The sequence below is a fragment of the Faecalibacillus intestinalis genome (genome assembly GCF_015097455.1).
Classification (GTDB): Bacteria; Bacillota_I; Bacilli_A; order Erysipelotrichales; family Coprobacillaceae; genus Faecalibacillus; species Faecalibacillus intestinalis.
The window spans coordinates 1,816,132-1,831,930 of sequence record NZ_AP024085.1 but is presented as its reverse complement, the minus strand read 5'-3'; the positions used below and the strand labels follow the sequence as shown (position 1 = coordinate 1,831,930).

At 28.3% G+C, this 15,799-nt stretch carries 13 protein-coding genes; 12 read left to right on the top strand and 1 reads right to left on the bottom strand.

Going from position 1 to position 15,799, the window contains the following annotated elements; all coding sequences use genetic code 11:
- Positions 1-38: 38 nt before the first annotated feature.
- The 9 genes from Fi14EGH31_RS09900 (at position 39) to Fi14EGH31_RS09860 (ending at position 10,668) form a co-directional block, all read left to right on the top strand.
- Positions 39-2,342, top strand: a complete 2,304-nt coding sequence (locus Fi14EGH31_RS09900) for an ABC transporter permease (RefSeq protein WP_200764763.1) — start codon at positions 39-41, stop codon at positions 2,340-2,342.
- Between the two features lies 1 nt (position 2,343).
- On the top strand, positions 2,344-3,027 hold the full coding sequence (locus Fi14EGH31_RS09895) for an ABC transporter ATP-binding protein (RefSeq protein WP_195932558.1): 684 nt from the start codon (positions 2,344-2,346) through the stop codon (positions 3,025-3,027).
- A gap of 179 nt (positions 3,028-3,206) precedes the next feature.
- Positions 3,207-3,377, top strand: coding sequence for a hypothetical protein (locus Fi14EGH31_RS09890; protein ID WP_022002849.1), 171 nt, complete (start codon positions 3,207-3,209; stop codon positions 3,375-3,377).
- 4 nt (positions 3,378-3,381) lie between these two features.
- Complete coding sequence (locus Fi14EGH31_RS09885; protein ID WP_107028937.1) at positions 3,382-3,762, top strand: cupin domain-containing protein; 381 nt, start codon at positions 3,382-3,384, stop codon at positions 3,760-3,762.
- A 310-nt stretch (positions 3,763-4,072) separates the two neighbouring features.
- Positions 4,073-6,658, top strand: a complete 2,586-nt coding sequence (locus Fi14EGH31_RS09880) for a PRD domain-containing protein (RefSeq protein ID WP_200764762.1) — start codon at positions 4,073-4,075, stop codon at positions 6,656-6,658.
- The gene (locus Fi14EGH31_RS09875; protein ID WP_048923341.1) at positions 6,655-6,963 is read left to right on the top strand and encodes a PTS lactose/cellobiose transporter subunit IIA; all 309 of its coding nucleotides are present in this window, start codon (positions 6,655-6,657) and stop codon (positions 6,961-6,963) included. Before Fi14EGH31_RS09880 ends, Fi14EGH31_RS09875 begins: the two co-directional genes overlap by 4 nt.
- 11 nt (positions 6,964-6,974) lie before the next feature.
- Positions 6,975-8,612 carry a PTS lactose transporter subunit IIBC gene (locus tag Fi14EGH31_RS09870; protein WP_107028939.1) on the top strand — a complete coding sequence of 546 codons (1,638 nt, stop codon included), beginning with the start codon at positions 6,975-6,977 and terminating at the stop codon, positions 8,610-8,612.
- Positions 8,612-10,018 carry a 6-phospho-beta-galactosidase gene (gene lacG, locus Fi14EGH31_RS09865; protein ID WP_195932560.1) on the top strand — a complete coding sequence of 469 codons (1,407 nt, stop codon included), beginning with the start codon at positions 8,612-8,614 and terminating at the stop codon, positions 10,016-10,018. The genes Fi14EGH31_RS09870 and lacG overlap by 1 nt, the downstream gene beginning before the upstream one ends.
- Complete coding sequence (locus Fi14EGH31_RS09860; protein ID WP_139939692.1) at positions 10,018-10,668, top strand: HAD family hydrolase; 651 nt, start codon at positions 10,018-10,020, stop codon at positions 10,666-10,668. Before lacG ends, Fi14EGH31_RS09860 begins: the two co-directional genes overlap by 1 nt.
- Positions 10,669-10,883: 215 nt before the next feature.
- On the opposite strand, the gene galE is transcribed toward Fi14EGH31_RS09860, so the two are convergent.
- On the bottom strand, positions 10,884-11,861 hold the full coding sequence (gene galE, locus Fi14EGH31_RS09855; protein WP_200764761.1) for a UDP-glucose 4-epimerase GalE: 978 nt from the start codon (positions 11,859-11,861) through the stop codon (positions 10,884-10,886).
- A 150-nt stretch (positions 11,862-12,011) separates the two neighbouring features.
- On the opposite strand from galE, the gene Fi14EGH31_RS09850 reads away from it, so the two are divergent.
- The 3 genes from Fi14EGH31_RS09850 to Fi14EGH31_RS09840 are packed head-to-tail and all read left to right on the top strand — an operon-like array spanning position 12,012 to position 15,794.
- Complete coding sequence (locus Fi14EGH31_RS09850; RefSeq protein WP_200764760.1) at positions 12,012-13,502, top strand: UDP-glucose--hexose-1-phosphate uridylyltransferase; 1,491 nt, start codon at positions 12,012-12,014, stop codon at positions 13,500-13,502.
- Positions 13,502-14,776, top strand: a complete 1,275-nt coding sequence (locus tag Fi14EGH31_RS09845) for a galactokinase (RefSeq protein ID WP_022002846.1) — start codon at positions 13,502-13,504, stop codon at positions 14,774-14,776. The genes Fi14EGH31_RS09850 and Fi14EGH31_RS09845 overlap by 1 nt, the downstream gene beginning before the upstream one ends.
- A 1-nt stretch (position 14,777) precedes the next feature.
- Positions 14,778-15,794: an aldose epimerase family protein gene (locus Fi14EGH31_RS09840; protein ID WP_022002845.1), complete on the top strand. Its 1,017-nt coding sequence runs from the start codon at positions 14,778-14,780 to the stop codon at positions 15,792-15,794.
- Positions 15,795-15,799: the final 5 nt, after the last annotated feature.

The window sequence follows — 15,799 nt, the reverse complement described above, 5'->3', positions numbered from 1 at the left end:
CGATTGAACTATAAGATAAAGTTAGAGGAGGAAAGAATATGTCACATACGATCAATATGCTCGCAAAAAGAAATATTCAAAAGTATAAAAAGCATTATCTTATTGTTTTAATCGTTCTTTTAATTGTTTCTACTTTTATTTTTTCAAGTTTTTTTATTGTTGATAATCTGTATCAAATGAAAAAGAACTATTATATTTCAACCTATGGTTCTTGGTATACACGAATAGAAAATATTGATGAACAAACTCAAAAAGGAATTGAAATCTACAGCAAAGACTATTTTAAAGATATTATTAAATATGGTTATGTAGATTTTCAAGGAAAATATGATAATTACCAAGTAGGTCATATTGAAAAGAATATTTATTCATTGTGTCGAGTAAAAATTATTAAAGGAAGAAAAATACAAAATGATCAAGAAATTTTAATCAATCAAAAAGTTTCTAAAAAGTATAAACTTTATGATCAAATAGAAATAGAAGGAAAAAATTATACGATTGTTGGTATTTTACAAACCGCCAATAAAAACTTACCTGATATTTATACAAACTTAGAGACGTATCAAACAAAAGATTATTATTCGAATATGTCTGTTTTATCAGATAATCATTATATTCAATTTAATGATGGAAATAACTATCAAGAAATAGAAATTCATTATGATTATAATCCTTATGGTTATGATCAAAATGAAATTCATAATCAAGTAGAAAAAGCAACCAATCAGCTCCAACAAACGTTTGAATTTATTATAATTACACTTTTTGTTTTATTCGCTTTAACTTCTACTTCCCTAAAGAAGAGAATGAAAGAAATGGCTCTTTATCGAGGAATAGGAATGACAACGAATCAATTAATGATGATGGTCATGCAAGAAAACATGCTGATTTCTTTTCTTTCTATTTTAATAGGATTGTTAATAGGTGTATGTGTATCTTTAGGTTATCTCTATCTTCAAAGTAAAACCTATCATACATTTATTTATCAAATTTCATTTAAAGAAATATTATTTTTAGTATTGGTATTGATGAGTTGTATTTTTATAACGGTTCTCATTCCCATTTATTCAAGCTCTAAGAATGCTTTGGCAGGTACTTTTGATAGCAAAAAGTTTAATTATATTCAAGTAAGATATAAAAAATTAAAAAAACAAACACTTGCTTCCTTAAGTGCGAGAGAGTTATGGGCAAATAAAAGAATGAATATCTGTTTTTATGTATTTGTTTTAATACTTTCTTTATATGGACTTGTTTATTTCTATCAAGGACATCCCATTCAAACAAAAGATCAAAATGAACAAAGTCAGGTAGAACTTATGATGGCAACTCAAAAAGAAGCAAATTTATTTTTAAAAGAATTTTCTCAAAATGACATTATTATTAATCATCATTATATTGATGAAGGAATAACTATGACTTATCGAGAAATTCCTCAATCTGTTTATAAACTTTGCCAACTTTATTATTATCAAAGTAATAAAGATGATTTAAAAGGAAGATTTCCTCAAAAAAGTCATGAAATTGTCGTAGGCAATCATTTTAATCATGTTATTCTTTCAAAAGAACGGTATCCAAATCTTAAAGTTGAAGCGAATCAAGTAACTTTTAAAGGGAAAAAATATCAAGTAGAAAATTCAACATCTTCTCATGGTGATCAAGGAAATTATTTAGGAGATGACAATTATGAGATTGCTCTTGATGAAGTAAAACTCAATGAAAAAGTGATAATTGCAGGTGAAGAATATACCATTGTTGGAATCAATGAAAATGAATATTATAATGATTCAATGATTTATATGTTTGAAGATGATTTAAAACGATTCAATACAAATGATGAATATTATTCAGGATATCATTGGTATCCAATAAAAGATGTTATAAAAGTAGAAAAGTTCATGAAAAAACATTATAAAGCAAGAGTTTATGAAATGGTAACAAGTGATGAACTTTCAGAAAGTTTGTTTTCTACATTAAATATTCCTAAACATCTTTTAATACTTGCATTAGCTGTAGGTTTTATTTTAATGATGTTTTTAAATTACAATCATATTGAAAATAATTATCAAGATTATTTTATGTATCATATTATAGGTTTAAGTTATCGGGAAATTAAAATAAAACAAGTATGGAAATCAATAAAAATGTTTTTATATACACTTATTCCTTGTGGTTTTTATGAGTTGATTTTATTAAGAGGAAGTATCGATCATTATTTCCCAATAGCGCAATTAATACTTTTAGTAGGGATTATTTTTCTAGTTTATTTATGTGTTTATAATATTCCTTTATTAATTGTTTTAAAAGCACATCAAAATGAAGAAATAAGAAAGGAAGATGACTAATATGAATGTTATTTTAGAAGCAAAAGATATTGTTAAAACATATGGTTATGAAGATAATAAAATTTATGCAACTAATCATATTGATTTACAAATAGAAGAAGGCTCTTTTGTAGCTATTGTTGGAAGAAGTGGAAGTGGAAAAAGTACACTTCTTCATATCTTGGCAGGTTTAGTAAAACCAACAAAAGGAGAAGTTTATTTAGAAGGAAAGTCTCTTTACGAAATGAATGATCATACTTTAACGCGTTTTAGACGAAGAAGAATGGGTTTTGTCTTTCAATTCTTCAATCTTATTTCCACACAAAATGTTTTAGAGAATATAGTTTTACCAATTCATTTAGATGATGGCGAGATTGATAATGATTATTTAAATGAAATTATTAATCTATTAGGTCTAGAAGAAAAGAAGAATTCTTTTATTTATGAACTTTCAGGAGGACAACAACAAAGAGTTGCCCTTGCAAGAGCCCTTGCAAGTAAACCAGCGATTATTTTCGCGGATGAACCTACGGGAAACCTCGATGCTAAAAGTTCTAAAGAAGTTGTTGATTTATTAAAAATCGCCCAAAGAAAATATCATGAAACAGTTATTTTAGTAACTCATGATCAAGAAATTGCCTCTATTGCTGATCGCGTTATTACGATTGAAGACGGAAAAATTATTCAAGATACAAATCATATTTAAATACGTTTATTTGTGGTTTAACTAAAGATAAAAACATCTTTAATATTTTCTTTTTGTTAGAGTAGGGCTATGGAGGAAAGTTATGGATGATTTAACGATTTATGAAACAGAAATAATTGTCGTAAAAATGGACGAAGAGTCCATTTTTTTGATAGAATAGAGAAAAGGAGAGAATGATTATGGAAGTAACAATTAATGGTGTAAAAAAAGAAGTTAGCAAAGAAGAAATGAAAGATCGTGTGATTGGATATTATGATGCAGTAGGGATCAAACATTTTTATTTAGAAGTTGATGAAATGGATGATGAAGAATTAAAGGCTTTATATGTAAATTCATTTGCGAGAGAATAATTGTATGAAATTAATTAGGAAAGATCAGGCGATTCATGTAGATAAAACAAACGGCACAGAAGTGGACTATTATTTATTAGATGATGCCGAAATTCATTATAATAAAATCAATCCTCATACTTCACAAGAGTGGCATAGACATCGTCATATTTCAGAAAACATTTTTGTTTTAAAAGGAGAACTTGTTTATCGTTATTTGGATAAAACAAATAAGGAACAATATTTAAAACTAAAACAGGGAAATTTACTTTTGGTTGAAAAAGATATACATACTTTTGAAAATCAAACAGATGAAGTTGTAGAATTTATTGTGTTTCGGTATCTTCCTTCTTATAAAAATCAAAGAGAATTGATTCAAAACGATAAAGAAATGATTAAAAAATAAGATAAGTGATAGTTTTTGTAGATTGAAAATAAAAAAATAGCGTATAAAGGAACTGTTATTATAAAAATAGCAGTTTTTTTATTAATTTTAATAGTGTATAAATTATATTATATGATTTATACAGTGTATGAAATACTGTGATTTTATCATCAATAGTGTATAATAAATGTATAAAACAATAAAACGAATCTATACAGTATATGAAAAACTGTTCTATAGTGTATAAAAATAAAGAATATTAGGGATTTGTAAGCCCTAACAAAATACTTTATAGTTGTAAACGGTTAGAACGGTTGTAACGGAGGACAACATGAAAACAAAAAAAGAAATACTTTTAGAATTTATTAAAGAATATTCAAACCAATATCAAATGGAAGAATATCCCCAATTAACAACTTTGTTTCTATCCGAAAAATTGAATATGCAGCGAACAAATATTTCAACTCTTTTGAATCAATTAGTAAAAGAAGGAAAAGTAAAGAAGATTGATGGAAGACCTGTTTTATATCAACTGGTTTTTAATGAAAATGAAAAACGTGATTTTGAAAGTTTAATTGGTCATGATCAATCTTTAAAAGAAGCTATTATGCTAGCAAAAGCTGCCATTTTATATCCTTCTGTTTTACCTAAGATTCTCTTAACTGCAGAAAGAGGAAGTGGTATTGATTGTTTTGTAAAGAGTATTTATGAATTTGCTGTAAAGTCAAAAGTATTAAAAAATAATGCACCTTATATTATTTTTGATTGTCAATCTTATAGTGAAAATCAAAATAAAATAAAAGACATCTTTTTAGAAAATCAAGGTTTAATTCAAAAAGCAAATACAGGATTACTTTTTTTGAAAAATGCGCATTTATTAGATGATTACTTATTATCTGATTTCTTACAATCAATGCAACATCTTGCAACAAATGATAAGTATAAATGTATTTTCATTTGTCATATTGATTCACTTCAAAAAATAACATCCTATACGCTTATGAATGAATTGGATTACACGATTTCTATTCCACCCTTAAAATCAAGAAGTTTAAAAGAAAGATTTGATTTAATAGAGATGTTTTTAAACCAAGAAGCAAAACAAATTCAATGTTCTATTCAACTCGCAAATACTGTTTTACATTCTTTAATGCTTTATGAATGTTCGGGACAAATTAAAGAATTAAAAAATGATATTCATAATGCTTGTGCTAACAGCTATGTACGTATTAAAAAAAATGAAAGACATATTGAATTGCTTCTTTCTGATTTTCCAAATCATGTAAGAAAAGGCATGATTTATTACAAACACTATAAAGATGAAATTGATGAACTTGTTTCATCAAACAGTCAATATACATTTACAGGTGATCAAGTATTAAAAAGTACAGCTCTACAAAAAGAACATATTTATTCAACGATAGACGAAAAGAAAAAAGAATTAAAGAAACAACAATTAACACAAGAAGAAACGGATTCTTTAATTCTTGTAGAATTAAAAAAAGATTTTCAAGAATATTTTTATCGTATTACTGAAAATATTTATTCAAAAGAACAATTAGAAAAAATAGTATCATTAAAATTAATACATGATGTAGAAGATTTTTTAAATCAAATGTCTAATCAATATAATATACTTTTTGAAACAAAAACTTTATATGGATTAGCCTTACATATTGATACAGCGATTATTCAGACTTCTAAAAAACAAAGACTATCACCTAAAGAAAAAAATGACTTTATTCAACAATTTCCAGAATATTATAAACAAACACAGCAATTTATTAAAAAAATTAATGATGATTTTGGAATACACCTTCCTAATGATGAAGTTATTATGGTGATGTTGTTTCTTATTTGTGGGCAAGAAGAAATACATCATCAAGAAGTTGTCACACTTATTGCGATGCATGGAGAACATACGGCAACCTCTATTGTCGATGTTGTTAAAAAATTAAGTGGAAAGCAATCAATATATGGCTATGATTTAAAATTAGATCAAACAATTAATGAATCTTATGAAGAATTGAAAGAATATATTTTACATATTCATCAAGGAAAAGGAATGATTCTTATTTATGATATGGGTTCTATTCGTACAATGGCAGAATCAATAAAGATTGAGCTTAATATCGATATTGAATTTTTAGAAATACCATTAACACTTATTGCGATGACGAGTGCCAATAAAGCACATGAATTATTATCGCTTAATGAAACATATCAATATTTACAAGAACATTTTAAAGATCTTCAATATGTAAGAAACAATAGTCAAAAAGAAGCGCTTGTATTGATTTCTTCGCTAGAAAGTGAATTAGTACAGGCAAAGAATTATCTTTTAGAACATTTTGATTTGAAAGATATTGAAATTTTCTTGATTCAAGAAAGTCAAATTGAATCTATTTATAATCGTATTGATCAAATTGCTAGTCAATATAAAATTAAAGGACTTATTTCTAGACAAGAAATACACTTATCACAATATACAATGATTCCACTTTCAAATGTTTATAAATTAAATGCCAAGAGTTTAGATGATTTATTTACTGATGAAGATGATTTAGAAAATTTATTTGATTATCTACAAGAACAATTTGAAGATATTCAAATAGAAGATTTAAAACAACCATTGATCCATTTTGCAAATAAACTTGAAATCATTTTAAATCAAAAAATAGATTATGATACACTTATTGGATTGTTAATTCATATTATATGTTTAATTGATCGTTTGAAAAAACATCTTTCACCAGCTGTTCATTTTCAAGCAGCAAGTGATATTCTAACAAAAGATAGAAGTACTGTTGAAAAAGTGAAAGAAATTCTTTTACCAATAGAACAAATATGTCGTATTACTATTAGTGATGTAGAAGCTGCAACCATTATTTCAATTATAAAGGGGAAAGAACAATGACAAAAGAAGAAGCAAGTATGATTGGTTTTGAAATTGTAGCTTATTCAGGAGATGCAAGATCTAAATTATTATTAGCAGTTGAAAATGCAAAAACAGGAAATTTTGATAAATGTGATCAATTAATTGAAGAAGCCAATGCGTGTTTAGTTGATGCACATAAATCACAAACAGAATTATTACAACAAGAAGCACGTGGTAACCACGTAGAAGTTGGCTTTATTACGGTTCATGCACAAGACCATTTAATGACAACTTTATTATTAAAAGATATTATTTCAACACTCATTGATGTTTATAAAAAATAAGGAGAATGTGTATGGATGCAATTATTAAGCCAATTGAAAAAATGAAACCATTTTTTGATAAAGTGGCAAGAAATAAGTATTTAAAAGCAATTAAAGATGGTTTTATTTCAAGTATGCCAATTATTTTATTTTCAAGTATCTTTCTTTTAATTGCTTATGTTCCAAATGTTTTTGGTTTTTATTGGTCAAAAGAAATAGAAACAATCATTATGAAACCTTACAACTATTCTATGGGAATCTTAGCGATTGCTGTAGCAGCAACAACGACAAAGCATTTTACAGATACTTTAAACCGTGAAATGCCAGCGAATAACCAAATTAATAGTATTTCAACAATGATTTGTGCCATTTGTGGTTTTCTAATTTTAAGTAGTGATGCTTTAGAAGGTGGCTTTGCAAGTGAATTTATGGGCTCAAAAGGGTTACTTACAGCCTTTATGACAGCTTTTGTTGTAGGGGGTATTTATAAATTCTGTATTAAACGTAATATTACGATTAAAATGCCTGAACAAGTCCCACCGAACTTGTCACAAACATTTAAAGATGTTATTCCATTTGCTTTTTCAATGATTATTATTTGGCTATTTGATTATCTTTTTAGAATGGCTACAGGTATTTGTTTTGCTAAAGGGGTTATTCAAGTATTCCAACCACTATTTTCAGCCGCAGATGGTTATGTCGGTTTAGCACTTATTTATGGAGCAATGTCTTTATTCTGGTTTATTGGCGTTCATGGACCATCAATTGTAGAGCCAGCAATTTCAGCAGCATTAGTTTTAAATATGTCTACCAATTTAGCTGCTGTTCAAGCAGGACAACATGCTGATAAAGTTTTAACTTTAGGAGCACAATATTTTGTTGTTTGTTTAGGGGGTACAGGAGCAACTCTTGTTATCTGTTTGATGTTTGCTTTCCTTGCTAAATCAAAAGAATTAAAAGCAATTGGAAAAGCAAGTTCGATTCCAGTACTATTTAATGTTAATGAACCTTTCTTGTTTGGGGCACCAATTGTTTTAAATCCAGTATTCTTTGTACCATTTATTTTTGCTCCAATCGCTAATGTTTGGTTATTTAAAATCTTTGTAGATGTTTTTAATATGGATGGTTTCATCTATACGCTTCCTTGGACAACACCAGGACCTCTTGGAATTATACTTGGATGTGGTATTAAATTATTACCTGTTATTTTCTTGGTGATCGTTTTAGTAATGGATTTTGTTATTTATTATCCATTCTTTAAAGTTTATGATAATCAAAAATTAGAAGAAGAAAAAAACAATCACTTTGAAGTAAAAGAAGATGACAGTGTTGAAGTTGATGGAAAAGTATTAGATTCTAAAAAAATTCTTGTATTATGTGCTGGTGGTGGAACAAGCGGTTTACTTGCCAATGCCCTTGCTAAAGGTGCTAAAGAAGAAGGAATTCCATTAGTTACAGCTGCAGGTTCTTATGGAGCACATTTAGATATTATGGGTGATTATGACCTTGTTATTTTAGCTCCACAAGTAGCTTCTTATTACGAAGATTTAAAGAAAGATGCAGATCGTATGGGTGTTAAATGTATTGCTTGTGAAGGAAAACAATATATTGATTTAACACGTAATCCAAAAGGTGCTTTAGAATTTGTGTTTAAGATTATGGGGGAATAATGATGAGATTTGCAGATGATTTTATTTTTGGTGGGGCTACAGCAGCCTATCAATGTGAAGGAAGTACAAGAGAGTATGGGAAAGGAAAAGTTGCTTGGGATGACTTTTTGGCAGAAAAAGGTCGTTTTCAAGCAAATCCAGCAAGTGATTTTTATCACCAATATCCTGTTGATTTAAAATTATGTAAGATGTTTGGAATTAATGGTATACGTATTTCTATTGCCTGGAGTCGTATTTTTCCTGATGGTACAGGAAAAATCAATCAACAAGGTGTTGATTTCTATCATCAATTATTTAAAGAATGTCATAAAAAAGGGGTAGAACCATTTGTTACATTACATCATTTTGATACACCAAATACTTTATTTCAAAAAGGTGATTTTTTAAATAAAGAAACAGTTGATGCTTTTGAAAAATATGCAAGTTATTGTTTTGAAGAATATAAAGATGAAGTAACCTATTGGTTTACTTTTAATGAAATTTGGGCAGTTTGCACAAATCAATATATTGAAGGAACTTTTCCAAATGGAGAAAAGTATAATATGACAAAAGCATTTCAATCAATGCACTATATGATGCTTGCTCACAGTAAAGCAGTATTAGCTTATAAAAAAGGTGACTATAAAGGAAAGATAGGAATTGTTCAATCGTTAGAATATAAATATCCTTATAATGAAAATAAATTAGAAGATATTATTGCAGCAAAAAATGAAGATGTTTTACAAAATCAATTCTTATTAGATGCCACTTTTTTAGGATATTACAGTGATGAAACTTTAAAAATTGCACAAAAATTATGTGCCCTTAATCAGGGAATGTTAGACATTGAAGAATCTGATTTAGAAATTATGAAAAAAGCAGCTAAAGAAAATGACTATTTAGGAATGAATTATTATCAAAGCCGTTTTATCCAAGCTTATGATGGTGAAAATGATATCCATCATAATGGTACAGGAGAAAAAGGAACATCTCGTTTTCGCTTAAAAGGTGTAGGAGAAAGAATGAATAAAGAAGGTATTGATCGTACAGATTGGGACTGGTTGATTCATCCCGAAAGTATGTTTGATATGCTTGTGCGTATTAAACAACAATATCCTCAATATAAAGCAATTTATATTACTGAAAATGGAATGGGTTATAAAGATGATTTTGAAGATGGTATTATTGATGATACACCACGTATTGATTATGTAAGAAGACATCTTTATTACTTGTTAAAAGCGATTGAAGCGGGTGTTAATGTTAAAGGATATTTTATATGGTCATTGATGGATATGTTTTCTTGGACAAATGGTTATAATAAAAGATATGGATTATTTTATATTGATTATAAAACGCAAAAAAGATATCCAAAAGCTTCAGCTTATTGGTATAAATACATTTCACAAACAAAGGAATTGTTTTAATGATAAAAGGTGTTATCTTTGATTTTAACGGAACGTTGTTTTTTGATAACGATAAACATGTCAAAGCCTGGGGTGCGATATCAAGGCTATTAAGAAATAAAGATATTACAGATGAGGAACTTCATAAACATTTTAATGGAGTTCCTAATCAAAAAATAATCCAATATATGAAAAATAACCAAGCAACAAAAGAAGATATTGACTATTATTCAAAATTAAAAGAGAAATACTATCGACAATTTTGTAAAGAAGATCAAGCTACATTCCATCTAGTTGAAGGAAGCTATGATTATTTTAAACAACTTAAAGAACAAAAAATTCCTTTTACAATAGCTAGTGCATCTATTAAAGAAAATATTGATTTTTTTGTTGAATCATTTCATTTAGATAAGTGGATGAAAGTAGATGATATTATTTATGATAATGGAACATATCAAAATAAAATAGCGATGTTTAAAGATGCCGCTTTAAAATTGAATGTTAATATTAAAGATTGTTTAATTGTTGAAGATTCTAAAAGTGGTATAGAAAATGCTTATCAAGCAGGATGTAGACGAATTATTGTTGTAAATTCTGCAAATAATAAAAAAGAATATGAAAAAATGCCTGGAGTTATAAAAGTAATCGATGATTTTAAAGAACTTTTATAATACCTCCGGGTATTTTAATTAAAAGGAAAATGAGGATGTTATACAGTCTTGGTTTTCCTTATTTTGTTTGTGTCACTTGTGTTGGTCTTGCTTATTTTGATACTTGATTCATGCACGTTATAAATGGATTGAAAAGTACCTATTCTATTTTAAATTCTTTAGTATATTTCAAAATAAAAACCTCCAAAGTTACTAACTTGGAGGTATAGTTCATTTTATTTACTGTTTTTTAAATGGAAATTCCATGCTGTTTGAATAATTTGTTTAATATCAGTGTATTGAGGATGCCAACCTAAAATTTCTTTAGCCTTAGAATTATCAGCAACTAATTTAGCGGGATCACCAGCTCGACGAGGTGCCATTGTGACATGGATTGGAAGTTGAGTCACTTCTTTGGCAGTGTTGATAATTTCTAAAACAGAATAGCCTTCACCATTTCCTAAATTAAATGTTTGACTTGGATTTCCTTGATATAAATAATTTAAAGCTCTAATATGTGCATCTGCTAGGTCATTTACATGAATATAATCACGAATACATGTTCCATCTTTTGTATCATAATCATTTCCAAAAACATAAATTGTTTCACGTTTTTTTAATGGCACTTGTAAAATTAATGGGATTAAATGGGTTTCAGGGTTATGTAATTCACCAATTAAACAATTTTCATGAGCACCACAAGCGTTAAAATAACGTAAAGCAACATATTTCATGCCATAAGCTTGATCGCACCACTTCATCATCTTTTCCATTGCTAATTTTGTTTCCCCGTAGGTATTTGTAGGATTTGTTTTATCACTTTCTGTGATTGGAATCTGTTTAGGTTCACCATAAGTGGCCGCAGTAGATGAAAAAACAATATATTTAACACCATGTTCTTTCATAACTTCTAATAAACAAATCATGCCATAAACATTGTTGTTGTAATATTCAAGTGGTTCTTTCATGCTTACTCCAACTAAAGAATTTGCTGCAAAATGAATAACACCTTTAATGTCTTCTTTTTCAAAGACATTATTTAAAAATTCCTTATCACGTAGATCTCCTTGATAAAATTTTGCTTTAGGATGAATCAATTGTTTAAAACCTGTTTGCAGATTATCAACGATAACAACATCTTCTCCTTTTTCGATTAATGCATAAACTGTATGAGAGCCTATATAACCAGCTCCTCCTAATACTAAAACACTCATTTTTAGTCCTCCTTGATGACTTTATTCTATACTTTTAGTAAAACATAGTCAATAAATTAGTAAAACATTTACTAAAATTAGTAAAATTATTTGACATTATTTACTAAAATGATACAATAAGTATAGAAAGAAAGCGGAGGAAAGAATAAAATGAATCATCAAATTAATCGACTTATTCATTTTGGTTTACAACATCATTTAATTAGTGAAGATGATGAAATTTATGCAGTGAACTTATTATTAGATTTATTTCATTTAGATCATTTTACTAAAGAAGAAATTAATGAAAAATTAGAAGTGGCGACAGATATTTTAGAAGAAATGTTAGATTATGCTTGTCAAGAAGGCCTCATTGAAAATAATATTACAGAACGAGATCTTTTTGATACACGCATTATGAATTGTTTAATGCCTCATCCAAGTGAAGTGATTCAAACATTTAAAGAGTATTATAAAGAAGATTCTAAAAAAGCAACAAAGTATTTCTATGATTTATCTATTGCATCGAATTATATTCGAAAAACAAGAACAGATAAAAATATTCGTTTCAAACAATTTTATAAATATGGTGATATTGAAATTACCATTAATTTATCTAAACCAGAAAAAGATCCAAAAGAAATTATGAAGGCAAAGACAATCAAAGCTAGTGGTTATCCAAAATGTCTTTTATGTAAAGAAAATGTGGGCTTTGCAGGAAATTTTAATCATCCCGCAAGACAAAATCATCGTATTATTCCGTTAACGTTAAATGGACATCGCTATTACATGCAATATTCACCTTATGTTTATTATAATGAACATTGCATTATTTTTAATGAAAACCATCAACCAATGGTCATTAATGAAAATACGTTTAGATCATTATTTTCATTTGTTAAACAATTTCCACATTATATGTTAGGTTCAAATGCAGATTTACCAATTGTAGGAGGATCTATTTTAACACATGACCACTATCAAGGAGGACATTATAACTTCCCAATAGAAGAAGCAACAGTTGTTAAAGATATTTCTTTAGATAAATATCCTGATTTACAAATCAGTGTTTTAAATTGGCCTTTATCAACCATTCGTGTACGTTCAACAAATGATGAACAAATGATTCGATTTGCCTTAGATACTTTAAATAAATGGATCAATTATTCTCATGAAAAATTGGATATTATCGCTTATAGCCATGAAACAAGACATAATACCATTACTCCAATTGTAAGAAAGAAAAATGGATTGTATGAAATGGATCTTGTTTTAAGAAACAATCGAACAAGTGAAAAATATCCTGATGGTATTTTCCATCCTCATCAAAATTTACATCATATTAAAAAAGAAAATATTGGTTTAATTGAAGTCATGGGACTTGCGGTTTTACCAGCAAGATTAAAAGATGAATTAGAAATTTTAAAAGAATGTTTATTAGGAAATAAGAATATTTTAGAAATTTCAAATATGCAAAAACATGTAGCGTGGTATAATGAATTAAAGAGTCATGATTTTAATGAAGATACAGTGGATCAATTACTTAAAGAAGAATTAACACATAAATTCGTTAATGTATTAGAAGATGCAGGTGTCTTTAAAATGAATGAAGAAGGAAAAGAAGCTTTTATTAAATTTGTAGAAATGGTAGGAGAAAAATAATGAAAAAAGCAAGTTTAGTGATTAAAGAAATTCAAGAAGGAAGTTATAATGATATTTTAAAAGTAGTCTATATTGATGAAAATCGTATTGAAAAACAACCTCAAAGATATGTAGAAGCTATTGAAAAATTTATTTCACTTTATGGAGATCAAGAAATTGAAATCTATAGTACACCAGGAAGAAGTGAAGTGAGCGGAAATCATACGGATCATCAAAATGGTGAAGTTTTAGCGGCAGCTATCAATTTAGACATTATTGCGGTTGTTTCTAAAAATGATGTGGTGAAAGTTTTATCAGATGATTATGATTTAAAACCTATTTCTTTAGATGATTTATCGAAAAATGAAAACGAAGTAGGAACATCTGAAGGACTAATGAGAGGCGTTCTTGCTCGTTTTAAAGAATTAGGTTACAAAATTGGTGGATTTAACGGCTATATGACAAGTGATGTTTTACAAGGTTCAGGGTTATCTTCATCAGCAGCCTTTGAAGTCATGATTGGAACTATTCTTTCAGGTCTTTATAATGAAATGAAAGTCGATCCTGTCGTGATTGGACAAGTGGGACAATATAGTGAAAATGTATATTTTGGAAAACCATGTGGTTTAATGGATCAAAGTGCTTGTTCAGTAGGAAGTTTGATTCATATTGATTTTAAGGATAATAGTAAACCTGTTGTCGAAAAAGTAGATGTTGAGTTTTCTTCATTTAAACATAGTTTATGTATCGTAGATGTCCATGCATCTCATGCAGATTTAACAGATGATTATGCAGCTGTTCCTTATGAAATGAAAAAAGTAGCTCAATTCTTTGGCAAAGAAGTTTTAAGAGAAGTAGATGAAAAAGATTTTTATAATCAATTAGTAGAAGTAAGAAAAGAAGTGGGAGATCGTGCGATTTTAAGAGCAATTCATTTATTTAATGAAAATAAACGTGTGGAAAAAGCAGTATCTTCTTTAAAAAATAATGATTTTGATACGTTTAGACAAGTTATTAAAAATTCAGGAGATTCTTCATATAAATACTTACAAAACGTTTATTCAAATAAATATCCAGATAATCAAGCTGTTTCTTTAGCCCTTGCTTTATCAGAAGGTATTTTAGAAAACCATGGTGTATGTCGTGTTCATGGGGGAGGATTTGCGGGAACAATCCAAGCCTTTGTAGAAGATGAATACGTTGATCATTATAAAGAAGAAATTGAAAAGTATTTTGGTGAAGGTTCTTGTCATGTTTTAAAAGTAAGAAAATTTGGTGGAATGAAGGTACTTTAAGATGATTAAAATTGAGAAAGTAGAAAATAATATTGATTTAATTACAATAAAAAATGATGAATTAGAAGTTGTTGTTTCTAATTATGGATGTACGCTTGTTAAAGTGTTGATGAAAGATCAAGCAGGAAATGTTGATGATGTGGTTTTAGGATATGATGATTTTAAATCTTATCAAACATTAGATGCCTATATTGGGGCGCTTGTTGGAAGAGTAGCTAATCGTATTAAAAAAGGAACTTTTGAATTAAACGGTCAAACTTATCATTTACCAATTAATAATGGACCTAACTCCTTACATGGAGGAATCAAAGGCTTTTCTTATCAAGTATTTGATTATCAAGTGCTTGATGAAACAAGTGTTGAATTCCATTATGTTTCTAAAGATGGGGAAGAAGGATATCCTGGTGAGTTAGATTTTAAAGCAATCTACTCACTTGAAGGCGATACACTTACCATGCATTATCATGCAACTACTTCGAAAGATACGCTTATTAATATTACGAATCATTCGTATTTTAACTTATCTGGCAAAAAAGAAAATGTATATCAACATTTATTAAAAGTTCATGCTGATCGTTTTGCTTGCATTGATCCTGATGGACTTCCTACAGGTGAAATAAAAGATGTCAAAGGAACATCTTTTGATTTCAATGAATTTGCCTATATTGGAGATCGTGTCGATAATGATGATGAACAATTACAACTTGGTAAAGGATTTGATCATCCAATGATCTTTAATACAAAAGAAAACCAAGTTGAATTGGTTCATGAAAAAACAGGAAGAAAATTAACCGTTTCAACGACTTTACCACAAGCACAAATCTATACAGCGAATTATTTAGATGGTCGTCTTGGTAAATATGGACAACATTACAATGCCCGTGATGCCATTTGTATTGAAACACAAAATATGCCGGATGCGATTCATCTAGAAGAAAACCCAAGTACGATTTTAAAAGCAGGCGACACTTATGATGAAAAAACATCTTATAAATTTGAAGTTATAAAAAATCTCTAGAGAAA

Coding starts and splice junctions, on each gene's coding strand:
- Fi14EGH31_RS09900 (WP_200764763.1), top strand. CDS start 39: ATGTCACATACGATCAATATGCTCGCAAAAAGAAATATTCAAAAGTAT.
- Fi14EGH31_RS09895 (WP_195932558.1), top strand. CDS start 2,344: ATGAATGTTATTTTAGAAGCAAAAGATATTGTTAAAACATATGGTTAT.
- Fi14EGH31_RS09890 (WP_022002849.1), top strand. CDS start 3,207: ATGGAAGTAACAATTAATGGTGTAAAAAAAGAAGTTAGCAAAGAAGAA.
- Fi14EGH31_RS09885 (WP_107028937.1), top strand. CDS start 3,382: ATGAAATTAATTAGGAAAGATCAGGCGATTCATGTAGATAAAACAAAC.
- Fi14EGH31_RS09880 (WP_200764762.1), top strand. CDS start 4,073: ATGAAAACAAAAAAAGAAATACTTTTAGAATTTATTAAAGAATATTCA.
- Fi14EGH31_RS09875 (WP_048923341.1), top strand. CDS start 6,655: ATGACAAAAGAAGAAGCAAGTATGATTGGTTTTGAAATTGTAGCTTAT.
- Fi14EGH31_RS09870 (WP_107028939.1), top strand. CDS start 6,975: ATGGATGCAATTATTAAGCCAATTGAAAAAATGAAACCATTTTTTGAT.
- lacG (WP_195932560.1), top strand. CDS start 8,612: ATGATGAGATTTGCAGATGATTTTATTTTTGGTGGGGCTACAGCAGCC.
- Fi14EGH31_RS09860 (WP_139939692.1), top strand. CDS start 10,018: ATGATAAAAGGTGTTATCTTTGATTTTAACGGAACGTTGTTTTTTGAT.
- galE (WP_200764761.1), bottom strand. CDS start 11,861: ATGAGTGTTTTAGTATTAGGAGGAGCTGGTTATATAGGCTCTCATACA.
- Fi14EGH31_RS09850 (WP_200764760.1), top strand. CDS start 12,012: ATGAATCATCAAATTAATCGACTTATTCATTTTGGTTTACAACATCAT.
- Fi14EGH31_RS09845 (WP_022002846.1), top strand. CDS start 13,502: ATGAAAAAAGCAAGTTTAGTGATTAAAGAAATTCAAGAAGGAAGTTAT.
- Fi14EGH31_RS09840 (WP_022002845.1), top strand. CDS start 14,778: ATGATTAAAATTGAGAAAGTAGAAAATAATATTGATTTAATTACAATA.